General features: G+C 45.2%; 24 protein-coding genes. 12 read left to right on the forward strand and 12 right to left on the reverse strand.

Annotated elements, in window-relative coordinates; genetic code table 11:
* The first annotated feature begins 227 nt into the window (after positions 1-227).
* The 5 genes from hisA (at position 228) to CMO31_04740 (ending at position 3654) form a co-directional block, all read left to right on the forward strand.
* Positions 228-929, forward strand: coding sequence for a 1-(5-phosphoribosyl)-5-[(5-phosphoribosylamino)methylideneamino]imidazole-4-carboxamide isomerase (gene hisA / locus CMO31_04720; GenBank protein ID MAZ53305.1), 702 nt, complete (start codon positions 228-230; stop codon positions 927-929).
* On the forward strand, positions 913-1734 hold the full coding sequence (locus CMO31_04725; protein MAZ53306.1) for a DNA-formamidopyrimidine glycosylase: 822 nt from the start codon (positions 913-915) through the stop codon (positions 1732-1734). The genes hisA and CMO31_04725 overlap by 17 nt, the downstream gene beginning before the upstream one ends.
* Positions 1735-1791: 57 nt before the next feature.
* Complete coding sequence (locus tag CMO31_04730; GenBank protein ID MAZ53307.1) at positions 1792-2289, forward strand: thioesterase; 498 nt, start codon at positions 1792-1794, stop codon at positions 2287-2289.
* Between the two features lie 121 nt (positions 2290-2410).
* Complete coding sequence (locus tag CMO31_04735; protein MAZ53308.1) at positions 2411-2983, forward strand: hypothetical protein; 573 nt, start codon at positions 2411-2413, stop codon at positions 2981-2983.
* On the forward strand, positions 2920-3654 hold the full coding sequence (locus tag CMO31_04740) for a hypothetical protein (GenBank protein MAZ53309.1): 735 nt from the start codon (positions 2920-2922) through the stop codon (positions 3652-3654). Before CMO31_04735 ends, CMO31_04740 begins: the two co-directional genes overlap by 64 nt.
* A gap of 45 nt (positions 3655-3699) precedes the next feature.
* On the opposite strand, the gene CMO31_04745 is transcribed toward CMO31_04740, so the two are convergent.
* The 5 genes from CMO31_04745 to CMO31_04765 all read right to left on the reverse strand — a co-directional run bounded on the left by CMO31_04745 (position 3700) and on the right by CMO31_04765 (position 9997).
* Positions 3700-4296, reverse strand: coding sequence for a hypothetical protein (locus tag CMO31_04745; protein ID MAZ53310.1), 597 nt, complete (start codon positions 4294-4296; stop codon positions 3700-3702).
* On the reverse strand, positions 4293-5894 hold the full coding sequence (locus tag CMO31_04750; GenBank protein MAZ53311.1) for a hypothetical protein: 1602 nt from the start codon (positions 5892-5894) through the stop codon (positions 4293-4295). Before CMO31_04750 ends, CMO31_04745 begins: the two co-directional genes overlap by 4 nt.
* Positions 5895-5973: 79 nt before the next feature.
* The gene (locus CMO31_04755) at positions 5974-8178 is read right to left on the reverse strand and encodes a hypothetical protein (protein ID MAZ53312.1); all 2205 of its coding nucleotides are present in this window, start codon (positions 8176-8178) and stop codon (positions 5974-5976) included.
* 5 nt (positions 8179-8183) lie between these two features.
* A complete protein-coding gene (locus CMO31_04760) occupies positions 8184-8612 on the reverse strand; it encodes a hypothetical protein (protein MAZ53313.1) in 429 nt (142 codons plus the stop codon).
* Positions 8613-9118: 506 nt separating this feature from the next.
* Positions 9119-9997 (reverse strand): hypothetical protein, encoded by an 879-nt coding sequence (locus CMO31_04765; protein MAZ53314.1) that lies wholly within the window; start codon positions 9995-9997, stop codon positions 9119-9121.
* A 152-nt stretch (positions 9998-10149) separates the two neighbouring features.
* Between CMO31_04765 and CMO31_04770 the strand changes: the two genes are divergently transcribed.
* Together CMO31_04770 and CMO31_04775 are read left to right on the forward strand one after the other, a co-directional pair.
* On the forward strand, positions 10150-11349 hold the full coding sequence (locus CMO31_04770; GenBank protein MAZ53315.1) for an MFS transporter: 1200 nt from the start codon (positions 10150-10152) through the stop codon (positions 11347-11349).
* A gap of 108 nt (positions 11350-11457) precedes the next feature.
* The gene (locus CMO31_04775; protein MAZ53316.1) at positions 11458-12387 is read left to right on the forward strand and encodes a 2-amino-3-carboxymuconate-6-semialdehyde decarboxylase; all 930 of its coding nucleotides are present in this window, start codon (positions 11458-11460) and stop codon (positions 12385-12387) included.
* A gap of 81 nt (positions 12388-12468) precedes the next feature.
* Here the strand turns inward: CMO31_04775 and CMO31_04780 are convergent, their stop codons facing one another.
* A complete protein-coding gene (locus tag CMO31_04780; GenBank protein MAZ53317.1) occupies positions 12469-13359 on the reverse strand; it encodes a hypothetical protein in 891 nt (296 codons plus the stop codon).
* A gap of 248 nt (positions 13360-13607) precedes the next feature.
* Between CMO31_04780 and CMO31_04785 the strand changes: the two genes are divergently transcribed.
* The 3 genes from CMO31_04785 to CMO31_04795 all read left to right on the forward strand — a co-directional run bounded on the left by CMO31_04785 (position 13608) and on the right by CMO31_04795 (position 16552).
* Positions 13608-14954 (forward strand): aspartate aminotransferase family protein, encoded by a 1347-nt coding sequence (locus CMO31_04785; protein ID MAZ53318.1) that lies wholly within the window; start codon positions 13608-13610, stop codon positions 14952-14954.
* 151 nt (positions 14955-15105) lie between these two features.
* A complete protein-coding gene (locus tag CMO31_04790; protein ID MAZ53319.1) occupies positions 15106-15426 on the forward strand; it encodes a hypothetical protein in 321 nt (106 codons plus the stop codon).
* A gap of 28 nt (positions 15427-15454) precedes the next feature.
* Complete coding sequence (locus CMO31_04795; GenBank protein MAZ53320.1) at positions 15455-16552, forward strand: glycerol-3-phosphate ABC transporter ATP-binding protein; 1098 nt, start codon at positions 15455-15457, stop codon at positions 16550-16552.
* A gap of 143 nt (positions 16553-16695) precedes the next feature.
* On the opposite strand, the gene CMO31_04800 is transcribed toward CMO31_04795, so the two are convergent.
* From CMO31_04800 to CMO31_04820, 5 genes are all read right to left on the reverse strand, one after another.
* Positions 16696-17997, reverse strand: coding sequence for a hypothetical protein (locus CMO31_04800; GenBank protein MAZ53321.1), 1302 nt, complete (start codon positions 17995-17997; stop codon positions 16696-16698).
* Positions 17998-18303: 306 nt separating this feature from the next.
* Positions 18304-19152, reverse strand: coding sequence for a sugar ABC transporter permease (locus tag CMO31_04805; GenBank protein MAZ53322.1), 849 nt, complete (start codon positions 19150-19152; stop codon positions 18304-18306).
* The gene (locus CMO31_04810) at positions 19152-20042 is read right to left on the reverse strand and encodes an ABC transporter permease (GenBank protein MAZ53323.1); all 891 of its coding nucleotides are present in this window, start codon (positions 20040-20042) and stop codon (positions 19152-19154) included. The genes CMO31_04805 and CMO31_04810 overlap by 1 nt, the downstream gene beginning before the upstream one ends.
* A gap of 118 nt (positions 20043-20160) precedes the next feature.
* A complete protein-coding gene (bshA, locus tag CMO31_04815) occupies positions 20161-21297 on the reverse strand; it encodes an N-acetyl-alpha-D-glucosaminyl L-malate synthase BshA (GenBank protein MAZ53324.1) in 1137 nt (378 codons plus the stop codon).
* A 3-nt stretch (positions 21298-21300) separates the two neighbouring features.
* The gene (locus CMO31_04820) at positions 21301-21876 is read right to left on the reverse strand and encodes a 5-formyltetrahydrofolate cyclo-ligase (GenBank protein MAZ53325.1); all 576 of its coding nucleotides are present in this window, start codon (positions 21874-21876) and stop codon (positions 21301-21303) included.
* A 197-nt stretch (positions 21877-22073) separates the two neighbouring features.
* On the opposite strand from CMO31_04820, the gene CMO31_04825 reads away from it, so the two are divergent.
* Positions 22074-22499 (forward strand): osmotically inducible protein OsmC, encoded by a 426-nt coding sequence (locus tag CMO31_04825; GenBank protein ID MAZ53326.1) that lies wholly within the window; start codon positions 22074-22076, stop codon positions 22497-22499.
* The gene (locus CMO31_04830; protein MAZ53327.1) at positions 22477-23481 is read left to right on the forward strand and encodes a hydroxyacid dehydrogenase; all 1005 of its coding nucleotides are present in this window, start codon (positions 22477-22479) and stop codon (positions 23479-23481) included. Before CMO31_04825 ends, CMO31_04830 begins: the two co-directional genes overlap by 23 nt.
* Positions 23482-23521: 40 nt before the next feature.
* Here the strand turns inward: CMO31_04830 and CMO31_04835 are convergent, their stop codons facing one another.
* A complete protein-coding gene (locus CMO31_04835) occupies positions 23522-23776 on the reverse strand; it encodes a hypothetical protein (protein MAZ53328.1) in 255 nt (84 codons plus the stop codon).
* Positions 23777-23969 lie beyond the last annotated feature (193 nt).

A 23969-nucleotide genomic window follows, 5' to 3' on the forward strand; every position in this document is an offset into this window, starting at 1 on the left:
CTCTCCAAGGTAAAGGCTTTTCGAAGGGGGTGTCAAGCGTTTGGGTGCTTCTGGGTTAGTTCTTTATCGTATTAGCTGGCAGGAAAGACGTCAGTTTATGGGAAATTCGGGCAACTGATTTTGAACTTTCTTATTCCTGGGAATGTTCGATAAACTTAGTTACCGTTCTTGCATTAACAATCATCAGGTCAGGGCAACTGGATTGACAACTTAGGTATACTTTGCCGATGTTCTTAGTCATTCCGGCTGTCGATATCCAAAAAGGTCAAGCTGTCCGTTTGTATGAAGGTGATCCCAAGCGCGAGACTGTATATTTCCACCGCCCTCTTGACGCTGCCAAACATTGGGCAGATCTAGGGGCGGAGTGGATACATTTGGTGGATCTAGATGCGGCTCTTGGTAATGGTGAAAATCGGTCGCCGATTCTCGAGATTGCCGATACAAAGATTGCTCGGTTTGAGGTGGGGGGAGGTATTCGGAGTTTCGAAGCAGCCTGCACCTGGCTTGAGAGAGTAGAGCGGGTTGTCCTCGGTACGATCGCGACGCAAAAGCCAGAAGTGGTACATGCTTTGGTAGAAAAATTTGGGTCCCAACGAGTGGCTGTATCAATTGACGCCCGAGATGGGAAAGTAGCTGTTCGAGGGTGGGCTGAAATCACCGAAGTAGCTGCAACTGATTTAGCAAGTTTGATGGCAGATCAAGGTGTGCGTCAACTTATCTACACCGATGTTAGCCGTGATGGGACTATGCTTGGAGTGGATCCAGAACCTGTGCATGATATACGTTCGGCATTTCCACATACCTTGATTGCAGGGGGTGGGGTCGCGACTGATGCAGACATCGATCTTTACGAGGAGCTTGGGCTCGATGGTTGTATAGTCGGGCGGGCCCTTTATGAGGGAAAGGTCAGTTATCCCCGAACTGCCTGAAGTCGAAACAATTCGGCTCGAATTAGAACCTTGGCTTTATGGCAAGACAATATTGGGAGTACAGTTGGTTGACGCCCTGCCTGGGCCAAAGTACGCCAATCTCGAAAGAGCTGCGTCGCAGCGAATAACAGATGTGACTCGCCGCGGGAAATTTTTACTGCTGCCGCTATCCGGTGGGGATGAGTTGATCATCCACCTTGGCATGACAGGGGTGGTAACTCCCCGTCGTCCAGATCAACACCTACGTGTCCAATTGGTACTCGATGATGAAGGTCCGAATTCAATCCTATACTTCTGCGATCCTCGCCGCTTTGGCCGCTTCTTAGTTGTCCCGAGGGGTGATTACAGTGATCTTCCCACACTCCAGAATATGGGGCCCGAGCCTCTCGAAGGAACCTTTACTAAAGCGAAATTTACTCAGGCTCTTGCTCGGTCGGGCACCGCTGTAAAGGCATATCTTCTTACTCAAAAGCCTGTAGCAGGGTTGGGGAACATATATGCTGATGAGGCTCTGTGGCGTGCTCAAATTCACCCCCAGACACCGGCTCGTCACGTTCCAGTATCGAAAATAGCAGCATTACAAAGTGCTATTAAGGAAGTCTTAATCGCAAGCCTGGAAGCCCAAGGAACCACGCTTAATGACTACCGCACTGTCAACGGGAATGTAGGGACTTATCTTGAAGAGTTGAACGTGTACGGTCATTCTAATGAACCTTGTCCTCGCTGTGGTGTTCAAATCAATAAGATTACTCTAGGGGGTCGGGGTACGCATTTTTGTCCCAAGTGTCAGAAAGCGGAAACCTAAAAAGACTCATAACCACTAACTTTTGACTCGATTGAAAGTAGCTTAATCAGGTAAAATTTGCAGAATTATAATCGTGAGACTATTTTCTTGTGTGGTGAGCATAAATGGTCAATTACAGGTGCTTCTTTCCAAGATCCTAATGCCAATCGTATGCTGGGTCACATGAGTCATAACACTAATATCCAGGTCCGATTCGTTGATACTGACGCTTTGGGTCACGTCAACAACAGTGCCTTTGCTCATTATGCTGAGGATGCACGTATCAGATTCTTCCAAGATCTTGGCGGTAAACTTGGCCACTTAATATTAGCTCGTTTAGCTATAGACTTTCGGAACCAGGTTCACTTTGGTAACGAACTCACGGTTACTACGCAAGTTGCAAACGTGGGTACAAGCAGCATACGTCTTCAGCAGAAGATTAGGTCCAGACTTAATGATTTGGCAGTTGCAGCTGAGGTCGAGTCAGTAGTGGTTTATTTTGACTACCAGGCTAACCATCCAATACCTGTTCCCGAAGGCCTTAGGAAGAAACTAGATCCTTTTCGCGTGATTTAACCCCGCAATTAGTTTTGATAGAGATCGGTTTTCCGGGATGGGTCACCACTTATGACTACGTGGATAATATGCTTGGTAAGTGGGTTTTTCACTGCTACGGCTGATAGGGTGGGTAATAAAGATGAGAAAATTTGCTCTTCAAGTTGGTGTATTACTGCTGCCGGTGTTTAAACGTTCACGAGTCTCCCATCTTGTACTATTGATGGGCGCGTTCGTAGTAATCTCATCGTATTCCTGTGCTGAGGGCATGCGCCCGGCCTGGCACAGCTCCGAGCTTATCGATGTTCGCACCGGTGAGGCTTTCACGTTGGCTACTTTTACTGGTAAAACTGTCTTTGTTCAGCCTATGGCAACATGGTGCATCCGTTGTAAAAGGCAGCTTATTAGTGTCGCGGAAGCAAGTTTGGAACTTCCACCGGAAGAGGTCGTATTCTTGGCGCTTTCCGTAGAAGGAAATCTACCAGCTCGGCGCCTCGTTTCTTATGCTGAGAGTAACGGCTGGACTTGGACCTTTGCAGTAGCCACGACGGATCTTCTCATTGCTCTTGTTGATTCTTTCGGACATACTGTTACTAATCCTTCTGCTACCCCACATTTCCTGATTAGTCCTGAGGGAGTTACCGGCTCCCTATCCACCGGTCTCGTGGGGCCAGACGATATTGTGACCTACGTTCGCCAAGACTTGGTTCCCTGATTGCTGTAGTGGTTAATCAACTACTAGAAGCCTTCTTCTTAGGCAATGTCGCTATTTTGACAAACGCTTGTCTACTCCCCCTTTACCCAGGATTTGTTGCTTTTATCTTGGGAATAGATCCTCAGGGTTTGCAGCGTAGTACTAGATGGTTGGGATTTTTCGTGCTTGGCGGAGTCTTGACGTTGATGATTCTTGTAGGTTTTATTCTGTCACTATTAAACACCTCGTTTGGCGTTCTCCTTCCGTGGTTCGTCCCGACCACCTACATTATCGTGTCGGTATTTGGTGTGTTATTGCTCGTTGGTGTCAATCCGTTTACGAGACTTTCAGTAACTAAAGTACCGGTGCTCCGTAACCGTCGTCTTAGCGCATACCTTTACGGGCTTCTTCTGGCTCCAATGACACTTCCTTGTACTGGTCCTATAATATTAAGTGCTTTTTTGGTGGGTGCGGCTAATGCCTCTGTCCTCACTGACGGCCTACTTTACTTCCTAGTTTTTGGAGTTGGCTTTGGTTGGCCGTTGGTGTTACTTCCGTTTTTGACCTTCTCGATCAGCAAGCGTGCCACAAGTTGGCTATTGTACCGTTACGCTTTTTTTACACGATGTGCAGGGGTTTTGTTGTTGGCTATCGGCTTTTATGGGGTATGGTTCGAAGCGTTTTCTAAGTAAAGTTGATTTATAGATCCTATTTCGATAATTGAGGTGCCAAACTTTTTATAACCATTGATTAGCCATTAATAAACCACGCGCGTACTTCGAAAATCGTGAAGTAGGGTGTTTTATGATTGTTTGAACGTAATCATCTGTAGTTTCAATGGTTGATTTTATTTCCATTACACTTTCATGATCTATGTAAGTACGGTCATTTTTGGTTCTTAAGTCTCTGTAGTGTATTTCTGAATCAAATGTGATTCTGAGGCCCTTTAGTAAATAATATTCTCGCTGATAACTTACTAGCATTACAGGTTTGAGGATGCCATATGTTTGGTCAAAAAATTTTGCTTGGAAGTTACAGAGGAAATTTTGTTGTTCAAAATCACTGACGATTTTGAAACGTCCTTCAATGGACGAAATCTTTTCTTCTTTGGTAGTTTTGGTATCCTGGTTGTACCAGCGTATTCGAACCTTTTTTCTGGGTAAAATACCTTCTTCAGAAGCCGTAAATAGTGCAAGATCTAAAGTATCAAAGTAACAACTGTTTATTTTTCTTCTGGGGTACTGGGGCCTCATACCGGTAGTTAGTAAAGAGGCTTTGAGAAGTTTTTGCTCACTTAATGACAAGCGATACTTATTTTCTTTCCTGAAACTCATTTTTTGCGCCTAAAAATCGGAGATTTCTCTTTCGTTATTGTACCTTTAGCCTTAATTGTTCCCAAAAGATAGAAAATGACTAAATAACCTGATGGTAAGAGAATAAGTAGCAGAAAACCAAGTTGCCATCTGAGAGTATGTTCTTCACCAATGACATCTGGGACTTTCCATATAAATCGTTCAGGAGAAACATCTTTACCCATAAAGTAGGATCTTTTAACCAAAGGCTTAGATTTTGGGATGGTGCTTATGAAATTTAGGAGTTGTTCCTTTTCCTTCGGAAAACTTTTTACTATGTTGGTTATTTCAGAAGGGTCTTTTTCAATATTGAATAATTCGGATTTACCGTTTTGGTAAACTAACTTAAGATTTCCAAGAATAGCTGCCGCGGAATCTTCTCCCATATCAATCAACAAAGGCTCTGCGATTTCCTCAGACTCGAAATTCCCAACACCAATCAAAGATGGATTGGGTCGGCCATGGACTCCTCGTGGGTTTTTGAAATTAGTACCGGCAAGTCTTGCCAGAATCGTTGGAACATCTACAGCTCTCACGACAACATTACTGACTGCGGGTTCAATTTTCGTGTCCCATACTGCGAAACTTAGTACGCGTGACCCCCCATCATAGAATGAACCCTTTTCACCGCGAAGAATAGTTGGTTCTGAATATTTCTCTAGACCCCCATTGTCACTTAAGAATAAAACTAATGTGTTATGACTCTCTCCGGAGTCTTGAATTGCTGACATAATCGTTCCAATTCCATCATCAAGAGCCATAACCATCGCGTTGTAAATTCGTTTGTCTTTAGGAAGATTGGGGTCTGTTTTATCTATATATTCTTTGGGTGCTTGAAAAGGACTGTGGGGAGCATTGAATGCAATATAGGCAAAAAAGGGTTCAGCATTTTTTGCATATTCCTTGATCCATTCTTGAGATTTCTCAGCTATTAATTTTGTGGAATAACCAATTGGCCAAACGGGTTGTTCGTCAATTCGCCAATCATGTTTGCCTTCGATGGTGTGTTCAAAATAATCGATTCGACCATTCAAATGCCCATAAAACCTATTGAATCCCCTACGAGTTGGCCAATATTCTTTTTTTCCATTACCTAGATGCCATTTTCCTACTGCGAATGTCTGATAGCCTGCTTCGCTTAAGACTTCAGGCAGTATCTCGGTTGCTACTGGTAGTCCGTGGCGGTGGTACCAACTGATTACCGTATTGTGCATTCCGAGGGCAGCTGCATGTTGGCCAGTCATAAGTGCAACTCGGGTAAAGGTACATGCTCTAGTAGCATAAAATCTTTCAAGTCTAAGGCCTCCCAAGGAATAATTATCGATATTTGGGGTTGGTATTTTTCCTTGGTGGTAGGAGGCATCTGCCCAACCAAGGTCATCTGCGACTATCAAAACAATATTCGGTCTCGTCTCTATAGCGAAACATGGCGCAGCTGAAAAAAACAAAAGGGAGGTGATTACCAAACTACGACTCGCCAGATATATTCTCAGTTTTGGGGTTAAGACTTCCAAAATTAGGTCTGTATAACTACCACACGGTAGTGTCACGTTTTTTGTAAAGCGTCTTAGCTTAAACATAATCTTATATCTTGGTTAAAAGTAGAAAATAGCGAAAGACTTGCAGTATCAAAATAGCGAGTTACTATTTTTTTGATGCTCAATTTTTACTCCGAAAAAGTGATGAGTTCTTGTCCTCTGCGTATTGCCCCGCGCATTCTATATGTTTGAGATTTGCTACTCCGCCACCGAATTCTTGTTTCTTCTGAACAGCTTCTACACAGATAGTGACGTTTCTTACTTTTGCATTTGTGACCACCAAACTCGAAAAGTCCTTAACGGACATTCCAATAAATGCAGAATGAATCGATATGTCGTTAACTTCGAATTGGGATTTCTCGCCAACTGATAGTGCCTTGTCTTGACAATTCACGAGAGAAGCATAGTTAATTTTGTAGATGCCACTGCTCACATCTAAGCAGTCATTACCCGCAGTTTGGACCTCAATATCAACCAGGGTTAACTGCGAAAAATCTAAGTCAATTGCGTCGGCATAAGCATCTTTTACCTCAAGCAAAGAAATGTTTCCCCATGAATTTACAATGTTTAAGCTATCCTCACATTGTCCGCCCGTAATGTGTAGTGAAGTGTGATTGAATTTGGAATTGTAAAAATTTAAGCAGCCCGTCATCCCGTGAATGTTGAATCTCTGTAAGGAAGGGTCTTCTTTATTGACAGGTAGTCCTTGAAAAGTAATGTTCCACTCAGATATATCGGCATCGCGAAAGAGTACCCAATCTTTCGGATTTGATTGGGTAATTACGATGACCCTTTCTTTTTCTTTGATAATTACAGATGTGCTCAAAGAACTCAAAATATTTCCCTCAAGCAGCTTGATTTCCTTAAGGTTGGCTCTCTCTTCTTGAAAATCTAGTTGCATCGAATTTTCTGGTAATAATACATGCCGCATTCCGTCTAAGACATTCTTACTTAAGATGCTTGCTAATGCTTCAGGGCTAACTATAGCCGTGGTTTTATCCTGGTAAGTGAGAAGAAAATTTTGGTTGTTTACTTTTATTGAGGATACGTGTTTCTGATCAAGGTTGCGTTTTAATACCCGAGAGTTATACAACTCATGTTCACTGAGGTTACCTGGATGAGGTGGTATCGGTACTTCTAGTTCACTTATTTTTGTTTGAAGAGAGACTACGTTAGCGTGTACTTGGGACAGGCTTTCCTCGAAAAAATTCTGTTTAACACTGTTAAATCGAATAACTCTATTCTGAAACTTAGGCAGTAGTTTTGATTTAAACTCTGGTGTTCCCAAGATGCTTGTGAAAGGAAAAACGTAATCGCTCTTGAATGCGAAGCTCAATTCTTCAATAGTGAGCCTGTTAGCTTTCATACTAAGATCAATGGGGATCGTAAGTGTGAGCATTCCATCGTAGTAAATTGGTTCGAAGCTATCCTTAAAAGAATTATAATAAAAGCGTCTATTGTGTGGTCGCAGGGCATGCCAACCTTTCATCGCTAACATTAGGAAGTGAAAATCTTCAAATGCGCTATTATCAGGAAATAGCATTAAGGCTTTATTTTTGTAGTTAGTATAGGCAAGATAAGCGTTTTGTAATTTAGGGAATGCAGATAACGTAATGTACTGAGAGCTTTGCCCAGCCAGAAACCATTTCTTATTGATTAGTCTCGCTAAAGTAACATCGTCTCTATAGACAGTCTGTCTCTCATCTGTCCAAATAAGGCTCTCGTCAGCTTCGAAAATCGGTCCTTCTCTTCTAAGGTTCCGTTCAAGCAATTCTTTCTGTGCGTCTTCTTGGAATAACATTACGGATTTGGAGCCATTTACATCGACTCGTACTTGGAATGTCTCAGGGGCTATGAAACCTAGCTCTCTTGCGACCAAACTTCCGAGTACTTCATTTAAATCATTACGTGTGGCAGGTATAAGCAATTTGAACCTAATTGCGTTCATAATATTGCCTTCCCGTAATTTGACGTTTAGAGATCTAAGAGGATTACCTTCAACCAACGATATGTGATCTTTCCAATCACCAGTTTGTCTCACACTTGCGGAAAATATACATCTTCCGAATTCGTAATCAACTATTATTCGCGCTTCGAAGTCCTTTTTCAGCGTAGGAGGGATGTTTCTTGTTCCAGAGGTTAAGATCCGTAGAAAATTCTTTACGAAACTGGCACTCTTTGGGACCTCTACATGAATTTCATTGATCGAACTAGGTTCTTGTAATTGAAATAAGTATTGTGAGGTATTGAATGTACAATTTGCCCATGACAAGGTACTAACAGTCAACAAAACAAAAGCCAGAAATAATTTTTTAGTCGCCGCCATTCTCCTCACGCATTCAGCTGGTAGCGTATTAAGTGCTTGCTATTTTCACATTTTGAGAGAATCTGTCGCAATTGTCCAAGGTTATCTGAAACTAAAAGGTAACTTGTGGTGTTGCCGTCAACCGACTTTGATTTTAATAGCTTACTGTTATCTAAAATATCGATACCGTCAGATGTTGTTAAGTCAAGAGTGGATAACGAATTGCCCTCAGTAAAAGAGGCATTAAAGAATTGTTTTTTAAACAAAACCTTACTTACCCACGAGACTACCCCAAGACAGCCGAATGCAACTAGGATTGAGACGACGAAGAAAATGAACCATAGCGGATCCACGGAAGCCGCAATACCCATTGTTATTGCGGCAAAATATACAGATAACTCAAGCGGGGATCGTACAGGGTTTCTGAACCGTACTATCGATAGGGCTCCAACCATTCCCAGAGACAAAGCAATATTTCCTGATATTACCTTCGTAATTACATATGTGATCACGGGTAAAAGGGTAAAGGTTGCAGTATGGGCATAAGTAGTGATCCAACGTTGACCTAGTTTCGCCAACAATACTCTGAAACCTATGCTGGTACTAATAAGTAATAAAACGGCTATGACGTACTCAGTTTGTGAAGATATATATTCGATGATTAACTATTACCTCCTTGAACTATAAAATCGTAAATACGCCAGTTAAGCTATTTCCTTGAGCTAAAGTACAATCCAGCCTTTGTACTGTGAATACGAGATCGATGGCCAACTTCACAGTGTATTTAGCTGACAGCTTTTCATAACCCAAGCTTCTTAGCTGTTAGTTTAGTCTCAATATAGAGCAACTGGTTTAATAACGGAGGCCACTACTGAGGAAATAGCTTAACTGTATTTGTTGCCTAAAGAATAAATCTTTGCCTCTATTTTTAACAGGTTTTTTGTTGTGTAATAAAAGATTGTCAATCTAGAGGATAGGAATATATTGTTTCGCCCTCAATGACCAAAATTCGATCCCCGATAACTCCACCAATTCCATTTGAGATGAACGTGAAATTCTGGTAGCGATGACAGGTTTGTCGAGGTAAATGAGCCAATTTTCCACTATCGCCAGAAATTATGACTAACTTTTCAAGCTCGCCAAATTGTTTTGTAAAATTTTCTGCGGAAGGAAGGTTAGGACTTTTAAACTGCACTGAATTTGCAAACATAATCAGTTCAATAATAGGAATATTGTGTCTTAAAAGAAACATAGAAGAGTTAGCGTTATCTTGCAACAGAGCCTTAGCTGAAGGATTAATCAACCAATTACTTGATACGCTATTTTCAATAATTAATACTGCACTGTCGGAATTAATTCTCTTCGCACCTCTAAAATTGAACGGTGATAGTGCGAAAATATCTGCTGCCGCCAAAGGTTCAATATCATGGTTGCCAGGTGCAACAAAGACATCAAAACTTGCACTAAATTGTTCGTAAAGTTTTTCCCATTGCGAAATTGATGGTTCCTCAAAGACATCACCTGTGAATATTACTTGTCTAATTTTGTTTCGATGTAATTCGAGAAATTGTTCAACAGTTCTTGCAATGTAATATGAATCTGGCGAGGGTTTTCCGTAGGCATGACCGATAACTACGGTGGCGTCATAAGGAATTTCAGAAATCTCTGGTATCGAACAAACCTCTAGGTTTATTATCTCTTCTGAATCCGAAACGGGACTTTTTATGTAGGTGTAGATCTTATGCATAAAATCGTACGGAAAGATTTGGAAAGTACCAACACTCACACCGTAGGTGAAGGCTAAAATAATACAGACTAGGGCCCAAAGAATTTTTTTCATGTTCTTATGCTCTATTATAACGTGTCATACCAAAAAACTACTTCGTGGTAGTTCAATAACAACGGGTCCTCTCAATAGTAAATGTTGAGAGGTTAGTTCGGTAACCATTATGGAATTGTCCCATTCGAGTTACTCCATTTTAGTTACACAACATGCAATTATGTAGGACAGTGCGGGTATCATCTTCGCAAGTACGGCAAGAAACTAGTACTGAGTTCCACACTGAGCAAATCGTAACTATTGCTAGTGGTCATGTTGTTCATGACACGTATACGGCTTTTATCGCACCATTGTTACCGCTTCTCCGAGAACGCCTGGGCATTGGTTATGCGCTTGCGGGTGGACTTACAATTTTCACCCAGATTCCAAGTTTGCTTAACCCTTTGATTGGTTACCTGGCTGATCGTATGAGCCTTCGGTATTTTGTCATCTTCGCACCGGCACTAACTGCCACTTTGGTCAGTTGCCTGGGGTTGGCTAACAACTACCTTTCGCTAGTTTTGTTACTACTCTTAGCGGGCGTGAGTGTTGCTGGTTTCCATGCACCAGCACCCGTGATGATTGCTCAAGTGGCAGGACGCAGGGTTGGTACGGGCATGGGCATCTTTATGGCTGCTGGGGAGCTTGGCCGCACGCTGGTTCCGGTGGCTGTCATTGCAGCAGTAGGATGGTTTGGCTTAGAAGGGCTTTGGAGAGCTTCTTTTGTGGGTTGGGCTGTTTCCGGGGTCCTCTATTGGCGACTCAGGAACGTGCAAGCTAAACCATCGATTACCGGTGGTAGCTTTCTTCCCTGGAAGAGTTTCCGCAAAGTCTTTCCGGCACTCACCTGGCTCATGCTTGCGAGAACGCTAATGCATGCAGGTCTCACCGTGTTTTTGCCTTTGTTCATGACCGAAGTGCGCCAGAGCAGCCTTTGGTTGGCTGCAGCAGCGTTAACTATTCTTGAAGCGGGTGGCGTTATCGGAGCCCTAGGTTCGGGGATAGTTAGTGATCGATCTGGTCGAGCCCGCGTGCTTTTGGTCTTATTTTTCCTTGCGCCATTACTTATGCTGGCGTTCTTAATTGCTCCTTCGTGGATGTCAGTACCCCTGTTGTTCGTCCTTGGTTTAACGGCCATCTCGCCAACACCAATCTTTCTAGCGATTGTGCAGGAGGAGTTTACGGAGAGCCGTGCTTTAGCAAACGGAACATTCATGGCTCTTAACTTTCTCACTCGTTCTTTAGGTGTCTGGGTTGCGGGCCTCATGGCAGACTCTTTTGGTTTGGAACGAGTTTTGTTACTGGGTGCGTTAGTAGCTTTCGCCGCATTGCCCGCAGTGTGGTTCTTACGTCGAAATACAGTCTACAAATAAGTATCTTTACTGCTACGTTCCTAGACTCGCCAAGGATTTTGATATTCTTGATAATGATCTTTACTCGCCGCGTTGTACGCTGAATGTCAAATTAAGAGGTGCTTATCTATGAATCATCACGAATTAAACGTTATTGACTTCCATACCCATTTCCCAGTTGCTAATGTTGCCGGCCCAAAGCGGAAGGCGACACACCCGCTGCTAGCCGAGTACGCACGGAGTCGAGGCGAGCGCATGCGTAAAGAGCACGCTACTTTGCCTGCCGAACCATCTGCGAAAACTGATGAAGAAATAGATGCTTATGCTGATCGTTGGGCTGAGCAAATTGTGCATCATCGACTAAGACGCGTAGTTTTTGTGACTGGGCGCGACAATGACCTACTTTCCAGGGTGGTTGCGAGGCATCCCGACAAGTTCGCTGGACTTGCTCACCATAAGCTCGAACCAGGTGGTGAGGTGGAGCTGAAGCGAGCAGTTGATGATCTGGGGCTTCGGGGTTACAAGATGTTGGCACCTCTTACTGACTATGCGTTTGAGGATCCACGATTGAGACCCATTTGGGAGTTTTGTGCTGAACGGTCGCTGCCGGTCCTGATTCACTTTGGGTTTCTTGGGCGTGGTGGTGGGGTTGTGCAGCATCCAAGAATGAGTCCCCTCACGCTTTATGAGGTGGCACGTGATTTCCCAGAGATTCCATTTGTAATCCCGCATTTTGGTGCGGGCTATTGGCGTGAGTTATTGGCACTCTGCTGGAGCCTACCTAATATTTACGTTGACAGTTCGGGGTCCAACCAATGGGTGCAGTGGATGCCTTTCAAGCTTACTCTTGAAGACCTGTTCGCCAAAGCGTATGAGACGATTGGACCTGAACGAATGTTGTTTGGTTCCGACTCAAGTTACTTTCCGCGCGGCTTTGTGCTTCGGTACCTCCATGATCAGATTAGGATCTGCTACCAGCTCAATTTTCCTGAAGAAGATATTCGAGCTATCTTTGGGGGAAATGCTGCGCGACTTCTAGGATTTGATGAGGACGAATAAAGAGTTAACAACGATCAATATGGAGCATTTGGAGGTTCTTCCAAAAATTCAAGTAGGCTACGAATAGGCTGGGTACTCAGTCTAAACTTTGTATTCTTCCCGGTCGTACCGGTAAGTGACAAGTTGTTCATTAGGGCCAAGAGGCCCCTTGTCCCAGGCTGCAGGTGGCCGATAAGAGAATTGTTGTTCTGTTGCCCCGTATAGTGATCGAGCTCGCTCCCTAATACACCCACGTAGAACCCTCTGCTTAGCTTTAATATATTCGTGATTGTAGGGACCGTGCTCCCATTCAATGTGAGCAGTGTGCATTGTGATGTAAATAACCCGGCGTAATGCATCTGACTCATTGGGTGGGGATCCATGGAGGAGGCGCACGTTGTGAAGTAAAACATCACCTGCGCACATAAGAACCGCCTTGGCGCCTACTGTCGAGAATGCCCCATCGTTCATGGTTTTCACAACATCTTTGGTCTTTTCGTCTGACCAGAGGTGACTGCCGGGTACTACCCAAAGGCAGGTATACTTATCAGCATCATCAAGGTAATAGTCAGCAATAAATACCGGCACTTCACTCGGGTAGTCATCAGTGCTCGCTAGATCTCGGTGCCAGGGAACAGCGATACCTTGCCCCGGCATCTTTAGGACCATTGCGTCTGACGTCGGAAAGAAATCTCTTCCAGCTAACTGCTCGGTAGCGGAAAGCACCAGCGGATGGGCCAGCATAGCCCTAACGGATGCCGATTTGTCGACAACGTATTCCACCCGAGATAGTACGTTCTTGCCATCTCGATGGCCTCGTGCGAAACGGAAATCCTCGCCGGGTGTTGCCGTACGAATAATCTCGTCCATAGCGGAACGAACGGTAGCTAATTCTATCTCACCCAAAATGCCTGGAAGATGCAAGAAGCCTTCTAGAAAAAACTTCTGGACCTGGTCTGAGGTTAGTACACCATCATTATGATTCCTAGGCATATTGTCCTCTCTAACGCCTCAAAACCTTGTTAAGTAAATCAGTAGGTTCTTTGCCTTCCAGTAATAGCATTATGCTTTCTGGGTAGATGTATACCGAAGTCGGAGAACGACCACTGTCAGGGTATTTCATCCTTTGGTTTCTGTGCATGTTTTCCTTAAACTCAACCCAAAAACATGGGATAAAGTTATTTCCGGATTAGTTAAAATTGATTCCTACAGACTATGGTGATCTTAAAGGGAGGGCTTCCATGAGCAATTCTAATGAATCGTTACTGTTGGTTCGTGACAGTTCACATCTTATTCATCCGTTGCACGCAGCAGCTACTCATGCGGCGGGTAAGGTTTGGGTTTATGGTCAGGGTGCCCATCTTATCGATGCTGATGGGAATCGATTTATTGATGGCTTGTCGGGACTGTGGAACAACACAGCGGGTAACGGTAGAACAGAACTAGCGGATGCTGCTTCTAACCAAATGCGTACGATGGGGTACGCTTCCGGCTACACAGGTAGTTCTAACCTGCTGGCAATCGAACTTGCTGAGCGCTTAGCGGCATTAACTTATTCAAAAATTAATCATTTTTTCTTCACTTCTGGTGGTGGTGAGTCTACGGATAGCAACATTAAGCTTGCCCGGTATTACTGGAAAATCAAAGGCAAACCAGAAAAAACGAAAGTGATTTCACGAAAATTCGGGTATCACGGTGTGACGCTTGCCGCTATGTGTGCAACTGGAATAGAAGCGTATTGGCCTATGTTTGAGCCTCGGATCCCTGGATTCAGCCACATCCCATCACCATACCCATACCGTTACGAAGAACCACTTGGGTCAGAAAGTCAAGGAATTGCAGCTGCTGACGAGCTTGAGAAGCAAATACTTAAAGAAGGACCTGACACCGTAGCAATGTTTCTAGCAGAACCAGTCCAAGGTGCTGGTGGTGTGATTGTCCCACAGGATGATTACTTCCCGAGGATTAGGCAAATCTGTGACCAGTACAATGTTCTCCTGGTTGCTGATGAGGTAATTACTGGTTTCGGTAGAACAGGAAAAATGTTCGGATTGGAACACTGGAATGTACAACCCGATCTAATGCAATTCGCAAAGGCAATCACATCGGGTTATTTTCCCCTCGGTGGGATTGGCGTTAGTGACGAAATAGCCGCAGTCATGGATCACAGTGAATCACCCTGGATGCATGCTTACACTTATAGTTCTCACCCAGTCGGTTGCGCTGTCGCTCTTGCGATGCTAGATATCATTGAGCAGGAAGATTTTGTTGCACAAGCAGAGTTAAAAGGAAAAAAACTAACCGTTAATCTCAAAGAGGCTTTAGCTGATCACCCGAACGTGGGAGAAATCCGAGGCCTTGGTTTGATGTGCGGAGTGGAATACGTGAAGGATCGTGAAACACGCGAACCCTTTAGTGACGAAGAACGGGTCGTTGCTAAGATTCACAAAGAGGCCATAAAGCGCGGATTGTTCAGCCGGGTTAGTGGTGACACCTATTGCATCGCTCCCCCTGTAGTAACCGAAGACAATACTCTAGACGAGATCGTTGAAATCCTAACAGCCTCGACACAATCAATATTGGGATAGACCAAGAATCTATATTTTAGCCAAAATTCCTACTGACCGAGACTCGTTCTCAATAATGTTGATTGCATGTCTTTAAATTTTAGGTGGGAATTTGTTAGTTTCCTCCGACGTTTAAGGAGTTTGCATTAGGAGTTCTTAATTAACGAGTCGAATGCGGAAATTATGCGTACCGAGGTATAGTGCCATAGTGTTTGGAATTTTTAGGAGACAGAACCCTAATTTCCACGATGATGGCCTTTTTCTTCTTGCCCGAGTTCTTACGAATAAGAATAAAGAGATAATACCCGTCCGCCTTTCTAAGACAAGTGAGATGAGTGAAATTCCGGGCGGTCGCTTTGTCCGTAAGGTCTTAGTAGGACCTGAGACGTTAGATCAGGCTATACTGGAGGTCACCACTAACCGGGGACACAAAGTTACACAAGCTGTAATTGAAGGGGGCAAATTCGTCCCAGTTAAGGAATGGCGAAAGTGATTAAGCCAATGAAATTGGGGGTTAACTGATGGCACAAGTCCTACTTGATCAGGTAAACAAGAACTTTGGTGACGTAGTTGCCGTTAAGGACTTTAATTTGGAGATTAACGATGAAGAGTTCGTCGTTTTTGTTGGGCCTTCAGGTTGTGGAAAAACTACGACCTTGCGGATGGTGGCTGGCCTTGAAGAAGTCAGTGGTGGCTTAGTTAACATCGATGGTCGGACTGTTAATGACGTGCCCCCTAAAGATCGTGATATTGCGATGGTTTTCCAGAATTATGCGCTCTACCCCCACATGAATGTTTTTCAGAACATGTCGTTTAGCCTGAGGTTGCGTAGAACACCCAAAGCAAAGATTCAGGAACGGGTTAATGAAGCTGCTGAAATGCTACAGATGGAGGACTTGCTAGAACGGCGTCCAAGGGAACTTTCAGGTGGACAGCGGCANCGAGTAGCTCTCGGTAGAGCTATTGTACGCGAACCTAAGGTGTTCCTGATGGATGAGCCTCTTTCTAATCTGGATGCGAAGCTTCGTGTTGAAATGCGAGTCTCGATAAAGAAACTTCATCAGCGTCTTGGAGTGACCACCATATACGTGACGCATGATCAGGTTGAGGCAATGACAATGGGCGATAGGATCGTCGTAATGAAAGACGGTTTGGTTCAGCAGGTTGACAGCCCCACTGATCTTTACGATAAACCCGCAAACAAGTTTTCAGCTAGTTTTATTGGTTCCCCACCAATGAACTTTTTGATTGGTAACGTCCAAAATGGACTTATTAGTGGGCAGCAATTCAATATTAATCCAGACCAGGAGTTAAACCAGAAGCTCCAGAAGTACAACAATCAGCAGGTAACAGTCGGTATCCGCCCTGAAAATTTTGGTCTCAAAGGCCATACTTCCATCCCGGACACCGGCAACATTGTTAAAGCCACTGTTGATGTTGTCGAACCCCTTGGCGCCGAAACTCATGTGTTCGCTACGGTTGAAGGGGATCAGTCAATAGTCGCACGGGTTGATCCTCACATTTCCCTTCGGCCGGGTGATCAGATGGAACTTCTTGTTAAAGCCGACTCTATACATGCCTTTGATATTGAATCCGAGGAGAACATTCGCTATAACTGAGTAGGGATTCATGGGGAGTCTCATCGTTTTGGTTTTAATGCCTTGTGCGGTTGTTAATAGACTCTGCTAATTTTTTTATTACTTAACAAATTTAAGGGGGAGCTGGAAAGCTCCCCCTTAAATTTTGATTAGCTAGAAGTTAGTTACTGAGCTTCTGCTCTAGAAGAATTAGTCACTTTAACTAATTCCGCAATGAATTGTTCTGGGGTCCAGCTCCCTGCCAACACACGCGCTTGACCATTTTGGAAGACTTCTGAACCGGCGGGNGACACAAAGTGGTCTAGCCACTGGCCACTAGTTCCACCCTGAAGACCGAGGGCTTCATGACCTTCAACCACAGTCTGGAACGGTACGTTGCCCTGGAAATCTGCCGGGTCAATAACTTCGCTCGTCATTGGGAGGATACCCATTTCGAATAACCAAGCTTGTTGTGATTCGGCCCTAACGTTGATGTGCTCAATCCAGGCGAGAGCTAACGGTAGTGCTTTCTTACTAACGTTGGCGCTTACCCAAAGGGAGTTACCAGGAGCACCCTGGTTAGTGAGAGGGAAGCTTGTGTCCTGAGCTGGGAAGGGAAGGAAAGTGGGTTCAATTTCTCCATCTACCCAACCTTGATACATGTTGTTAGCCTGCCAGGGTCCCATCGGGCCCATAGCAGCCTTACCGGCGAGGAAGTGGTTCACGTACTCCATGTGGTCAAAGGCAATGACGTTTTCTGGGAGCCAACCGCCNTCGTTCCAAGCCACTAACGTTTCGATTGCTTCGAGGAATCGTGGGTCGTCACCCCAGGTTAAGTTGCCTTCCAGGTTAGACGCTTGCCACACGATGTCTGCTGGAATAAGGCCATAGACGATACTAGCGAGAAGCTGAGGGGCAGTAGCTAGGGAACGTGTGCCGTGCGAGATTGCGTCAAGCCCTATCGCATTGGCGCCTTCAGCAGCAGCAATAAAGTTTTCCCATGTGTCTGGTGGAGCCCAACCGTTGTCCCTGAAAATTGCGGCGTTGTACCAAAGTCCATTGGCTTCCTGTTGGACTGGCACAGCCCAAATTTCGTCGTTATAAGTAACAACATCGATGCCGGCTGGCAAGATTCGTTGGTCCCAACCCAATTCGCTATACGCGCTAGTAAGGCTGGTTACCAGGCCTGCTCGGGCCATGGCGCCTAAGTAAGCATCCCCAACGTCCATCATTGATACGTCTGGACCACCGCCAGAAGCGATTGCCACTCGTAACAATGTGTTTTGGTTAGCCCTATCCCCGAAGGTTAGTTCTACATCAACACCATTGATTTCCTCAAATTCAGCATTAAGACGCTCGTAGAGTTCGATCATCTGAGGGTCAGTTGCCGCAGCCCAAACTTCAAGATCTGCCGCTAAACCAAACGAAAGGAAGGCTACGATTGAACTAATACTAATAGCCTTAAAAATGTTATTTAACAATTTCACAAAAAAATCTCCTCTTCATTAAAGTAATTAATTAATGACACTTAATTCTGTTGAGTGAAATGTTTGCCTTAAACGATCTGTGTCGTAACTCCACTTAAACAGAAACCGGTGATAGAAAAGTCTATGCACCTCCTTTAACGACAAGTTCTTAAAACTAATTCTAAACTGTGTTCTATAGTCTACAAAAATTGTCCGCCTAATCTCAAATATTAGTTTTGCCCATCGTAATGATCTAATAAATATTCCCTGGATTTATTACTTCTTCTGGGCTGTGTGACTAAAATAGGTTTTGTCAAAACTAAATCATTAACTTTTCACGCCACCCGAAAGAATGCCTTTCACAAAGTGCCTTTGGAAAGCAAGGTAGACGACGATGAGTGGCGCTAAAATAATTACGGTACCGGCTGCCGTTAATGCGAAATCAGTACTAAAGCGAGTCTGNAAGAACGTTAATCCGATCTGCACTGTCCTCAAGGAGTCCTTATGGAGGATTAGAAGTGGAATCAAAAACTCATTCCATGCCCATATTGATTGGATTACTATAAGCGCCACTAATGTCGGCCTAATTAATGGTGTCACCACCATCAGCAGTATTTGTATGGGATTGGCACCGTCGAGCCGTGCGGATTCGATGAGCTCATCAGGTACCTGTATGATCGCTGATCTCATCAGGTACACCGCAAAGGGAAGAGCTAAAGCCGTCAAGGCTAAAATGACACCCCAACGAGTGTTCAAAAGATCGAGGTCTCTGAGTTGGTAGTACATAGGAATCATGAAACCGTGAAAGGGAACCATGAGCCCTAATAGGAAGAACAATAGGATAGCTGGGACGCCAAACAGCTTGAGTTTGGACAGTGCGTACGACGTCATTGTTGCTAAGGTCGTGATCAAGAGCACNGTAGGAACAGTAATGAATATGGAATTCCATGAGTAAGTACCAAACCGGCCAATCACCCACGCTTGAGCATAGTTAGCCCACTGAATCGTTTCTGGGAGTGAGTAGGGATTCTTAATCGTCTCGATCGATGTTTTAAGTGAAGTTAAGACAGTCCACAGGATAGGGTAAAGACTGAAAATAAGAACAGTGACGAGGAACAAATATATAACCAATAAACTTAAGATCCGTTTTATCCTGAGCTCTCCACCACCGGGCATCAGTATCCTTCCTCTCTCCGGACAGAAAACATCGACGCGAGTAACACGATGATCGTCAGGATGATGCCAATAGCGCTAGCTAAACCTATTTTCCATTGGGTGAAAGCAAACTGGTAAATGACAAAACCCAGTACCTCACTAGTTTGGAAAGGACCACCTTGCGTCATTACGAATATTAGGTCGAACACTTTGAACGAAAATATGATGGTCACGATAGTGAGCATACGAACGTAAGTGCCCAAAAGTGGCACGGTAATGCGAGTGAATAGTTGGAAGCTTGATGCACCATCGATTTTAGCTGCATCATAAATTTCATCAGGAATAGATTGAAGGCCAGCTAAGAAAATTACCATGCAAAAACCGAACCAGGTCCAACCACCAACCAGATTCGCTGCAATCAAAGAGATTCCCGGTTCAGCGAGCCAAGGCCGGGCTAATGCATCCAGACCCAATCCACGGAGGATCGTGTTTATTGTTCCCCATTCGGGGTTATATATCCATCCCCAGATGATTCCGGTTAGGACCCCCGAGAGCGTGAAGGGAAGTAAGAACGAAACTCGAAAAAAAGCGCTACCCCATATTTTGTTCATGTAGAGGACGACGGCAATGACAAGGCCAATGCCTACAGGGATTACTGACAAGGCCCCCCAAATTAGGTTGTTCAGGAATGCTCTCCAAAAGCGAACGTTTTGGAGAGCATCAGTGTAGTTTTGGAAACCAACCCAATTCCGGTCGGGTGCAAACCCATTCCAATCCTGGAAGGATAGAACTATTGAATGAATTATTGGCCAGACAACAAGCAGGGTGTAAAGTGCAACTGCGGGCAACAGCAAAAGGTAACCGTAGATTCTTCCTTCTGTATGAAGTCCGCTACGCAAAAAAACCACCATTTCCCTAGAGTAAGATCCATTGATCAGGCCTGGTTCTTATTCTGTATAGAAATTGAGCCTCTCAGTGGATTATATCTGTCCAAGGGCTTTCATGAAAGAGGGGGTTAAGTCCCCCTCATCATTGGCTGTTAATAGTGAGTGCCATCTGGTAGGCCTCTTCGTACATCGGTACTACCTTCTCTTCGTTAAAAACTTCAACTGCCTTGTTCCGCGTCGCTTGTCGCATGCTCGATAACAGAACTGGGTCGCTCAGGATTCTTAACCCAGCTTGAGTCATTGCTTCAACATCCCCGATAGGCAGTAAATACCCCGTCTTGCCAGGAGTTACCACCTCGGGTAAACCACCTGCACTCGAGCCTATTACCGGCACGCTACTCGACATCGCCTCTAACGCAGCAAGACCAAACGCCTCCTGTTCACTGGGTANAAGGAACAAGTCTGCAACAGATAATGGGACTTCAATGCGGGGGGCCGTACCTAGAAAATCGACCTTATCTATTATGCCTAGCTCCGTTGCAAGACGGAAGGCTTCTGGACGGTCAGGACCATCGCCAATCATTAAGAGTCGCGAGGGTATAGAGGAAGCTACCNGGGCAAACACCTTGACCACATCACTAGTACGTTTAACGGGCCTGAAGTTAGAAACATGCACGATTAGCTTCTCATTGGGTTCAGCGAACCTAAGCCTCAGCTCTGGATCTTCTGCTCGGCAGAAGCGCTCAGGATCCACGGTGTTAGGTATTACCCNGATATCTCGGTCAGTACTCATCTCCAACCGTGTTGCCTTAGCAAGGTAGTGACTCACGGCCGTCACCACGTCTGAACGGTCGATACTGTATTGGGTGGTACGTAAATATGCTCGGTTGAGCCCTACGAGCGTAACGTCTGTCCCATGCAATGTAGTTACCACAGCGGGCTTTGGGACACTACGGACCATATCTCTAGCCAGCAAAGCTGCGGTGGCGTGCGGTACAGCATAATGTGCATGTATTAGATCTATCCCGTACTCCTCTATAACCTCGACTAGCTTCGAGGATTCTGCCAGAGTGGTCAAAGGGGCGCCGAACAACGGATAGATCATGCTCTGTATCTGGTGAAAAGCAATACCAGGACCATCAATTTCAGTGAGCCTAAAAGGCACTTGATCTGCCACGAAATGCACCTTGTGTCCGTTCTTTGCCAATCGTTGACCAAGTTCGGTGGCGAAAACGCCGCTTCCTCCTGCAGCGCTATGAAGGAGAACCGCAATGTTCATGCGTTAGTGTACAGCGACACGAGAGATTCGTTGTTCTGTCACTAAGTGCGTCATGGTGACGTCATGTTTGGTGGTTGGGAGTTGAGGCACCACCAGCGAAAGTGGTGTTACACCAATTCGTAAGGCCGCAGGATCAAGATTTGCAAGCAGCTGGTCGTAATAGCCAAGTCCATAACCAAGTCGACCACCACTTTCGTCGAAAGCTAGACCAGGCACCAGAACGATCTCTATAATTCCAGGGTCAACTTCTGGTGTTTCTTCTGGGGGTTGTAGGAAACCGTATGGGTGGCGTTCGAGATTTTTTCGGTCTAGCCGGTGGATGCTCTGGCGGTGTGGATCACCCGGCCAGGTACGAGTAACGTAGAAATCCTTTCCAGTCTCGCCTTCGAGAGCCTTAGCATCTGGTTCTGACCCAAAAGCCAGGAACGTGAGGATGTACCTGGCAGCTTGATAAGGACCCCANCAACTTAACGTCGACATGATGTCCATATTTGTATTCGTAGAAGCCGAAGCGTCCCTGGCATGCCTGGCCCAAATGCGCCAAGCGTTTTTTGGAGCGTTGGTGGAGGGGATATCCATTTCCAAGAGCTTACACGGGTCGTTTGACCCAAAGTGTCAAACAAGTACTAAGTCGAGCTTTACATTAGGCCCGACAGCTTAAGATCCTTTCCGTAGCACACCTGAAAAAATAATTTTCAAGTTTTGGCAAAAAGTCCATAGAGGAACTATGGGGGTGAAAGGTGGTTTCAATTGAAACTAGTTGATACCCTAGGGTTATGTCTGAAACGCATACTACGTCAGTTCACCACCTTGTAGATAAGCGCTTCGTGGGTATTACCCCAGATGAACAACGGGTACTCATAGATGGTGAGGCAAACGCCAGGACCGGAATGAGGCCCATGCAGCTCGTACTCAACGCTCTTGGAGCCTGCGTTGGTTACGATGTTGTTGAGATCCTGAAAAAACGTCGGCTCGATATTCACAGTTACCGAATAGAACTTGAGGGTCACAGGTCGGACGAACCTCCTAAGCGTTTCACACGGATTCACGCTAGGCACGTGTTTGACGTACCCGGACTTGACCAAAAAAATGCCGAACGTTTTGTGGAACTCACCATGACTAAATACTGCTCAGTCAGCGCTAGCCTCAATGCTGACATTACTTTCGAGGTAGTTCTCGATGACGAGCCTGAGAGTCCTTAGTGTGTCTCAACTTTTATTGATAGCTCTCCCAGAGAGCACTCTTTCTAAAGAGCAACTCGAATTGGTTCGCGCAGCTGCCCCAGGAAAGAAATTAGTTGTGACTAACGAAAGAACCAAAATCGAAGAATTACTCCCTGACATCGAGATTGTCGCGGGAAGCTTCCCGAAAGATCTAATTAGTAGAGCTGTGGGACTACGATGGTTTCAGCAATGGGGAGCTGGCGCTGATTGGATACTCAGTGATTCTGAAGCTTCGAGCCACGATTTTGTACTAACCAACGCCTCGGGCGTGCATTCAGTACCGATCACCGAGCANATTTTCGCGCTGCTGCTGGCCTTTGGTCGGGGTCTTCCTGACGCTTTCGAGAACCAGAAGCAGGCTCTTTGGCCGCCCTCTTCTTTCCCGAGCATTCCTGGTTCTNGTTTATTTGAACTTGTTGACCAGACCATGATGGTAGTGGGCGTAGGAGCTATTGGAGCGAGAACAGCAAAGATAGCTAAAGCATTCGGCATGCGGACAGTTGGTATCCGACGTCATTGGGAACGACCGGTTCCTAATGTCGATCTGCTTCGTGGTCCAGGTGATCTTCTTGAGCTTCTACCTGAATCCGACGCAGTTGTCCTTACTGTTCCTTCAACTCCTGAGACTCGCGGAATGATTGGAGAGCCAGAGCTCAGGGCCATGAAGGAAACTACTGTGATTATTAACATTGGACGTGGCAGTACTATTCAGGAGAACGTCCTGGCTCGGGCTTTGGAGGAAGGCTGGATTCGTGGTGCTGGGCTTGATGTGTTCGAAAATGAGCCTTTACCTGAAACCTCGCCATTATGGCGGAATAAACGGGTGATCATCACGCCACACTATGCTGGCAGTACTCCCCGATATCACCAACGGGCATTAGCGATCTTTGTCGACAACCTAGGTCGTTATCGACGTGGCGAAACTCTACGTAATGTAGTGAATAAAAAACTGGGTTATTGACCGGGTTGCGCCTGAGGGATTTAAGAACGTAAAGATAGCATTAGGCTTGAATCGGACCGCGAGCNGAAGAAGCCGGCGGTACTTCCTTTTCACCAGCCTGTGCAGCAGCAAATCCAGTTTGAAGACCCATCAAGTAACCAAGCTTCAGCATGAACATTATGGTGTCCACATCATCCTCGCCAATACACTCCTCGACGTACTCGCGAGTGCCCTCCGGGAGGTTAACTGCCGCAACATCTCGCCCGTGGCGGTTTCGCATCTCATTTAGAAAAGCTTCAATAACGTTTTTAGTCACGGTACTAAGTGCCACCCTAGCACGTCTACTAAAAAAATTTTATTTCACACACAATTATTAGCTACTAAACAATGTACTATTTCGAGTCGGGCAGCCAAAACCTAGGCTCTCTAGATACTTCACTAAAGTTGGTCCGACCCGACAATGCAGATTGAAGGATTTACACACCCTTATGATAAATTTACTCTCTGCT

This window comes from Trueperaceae bacterium, from assembly GCA_002707365.1.
GTDB lineage: Bacteria > Deinococcota > Deinococci > Deinococcales > Trueperaceae > UBA6957.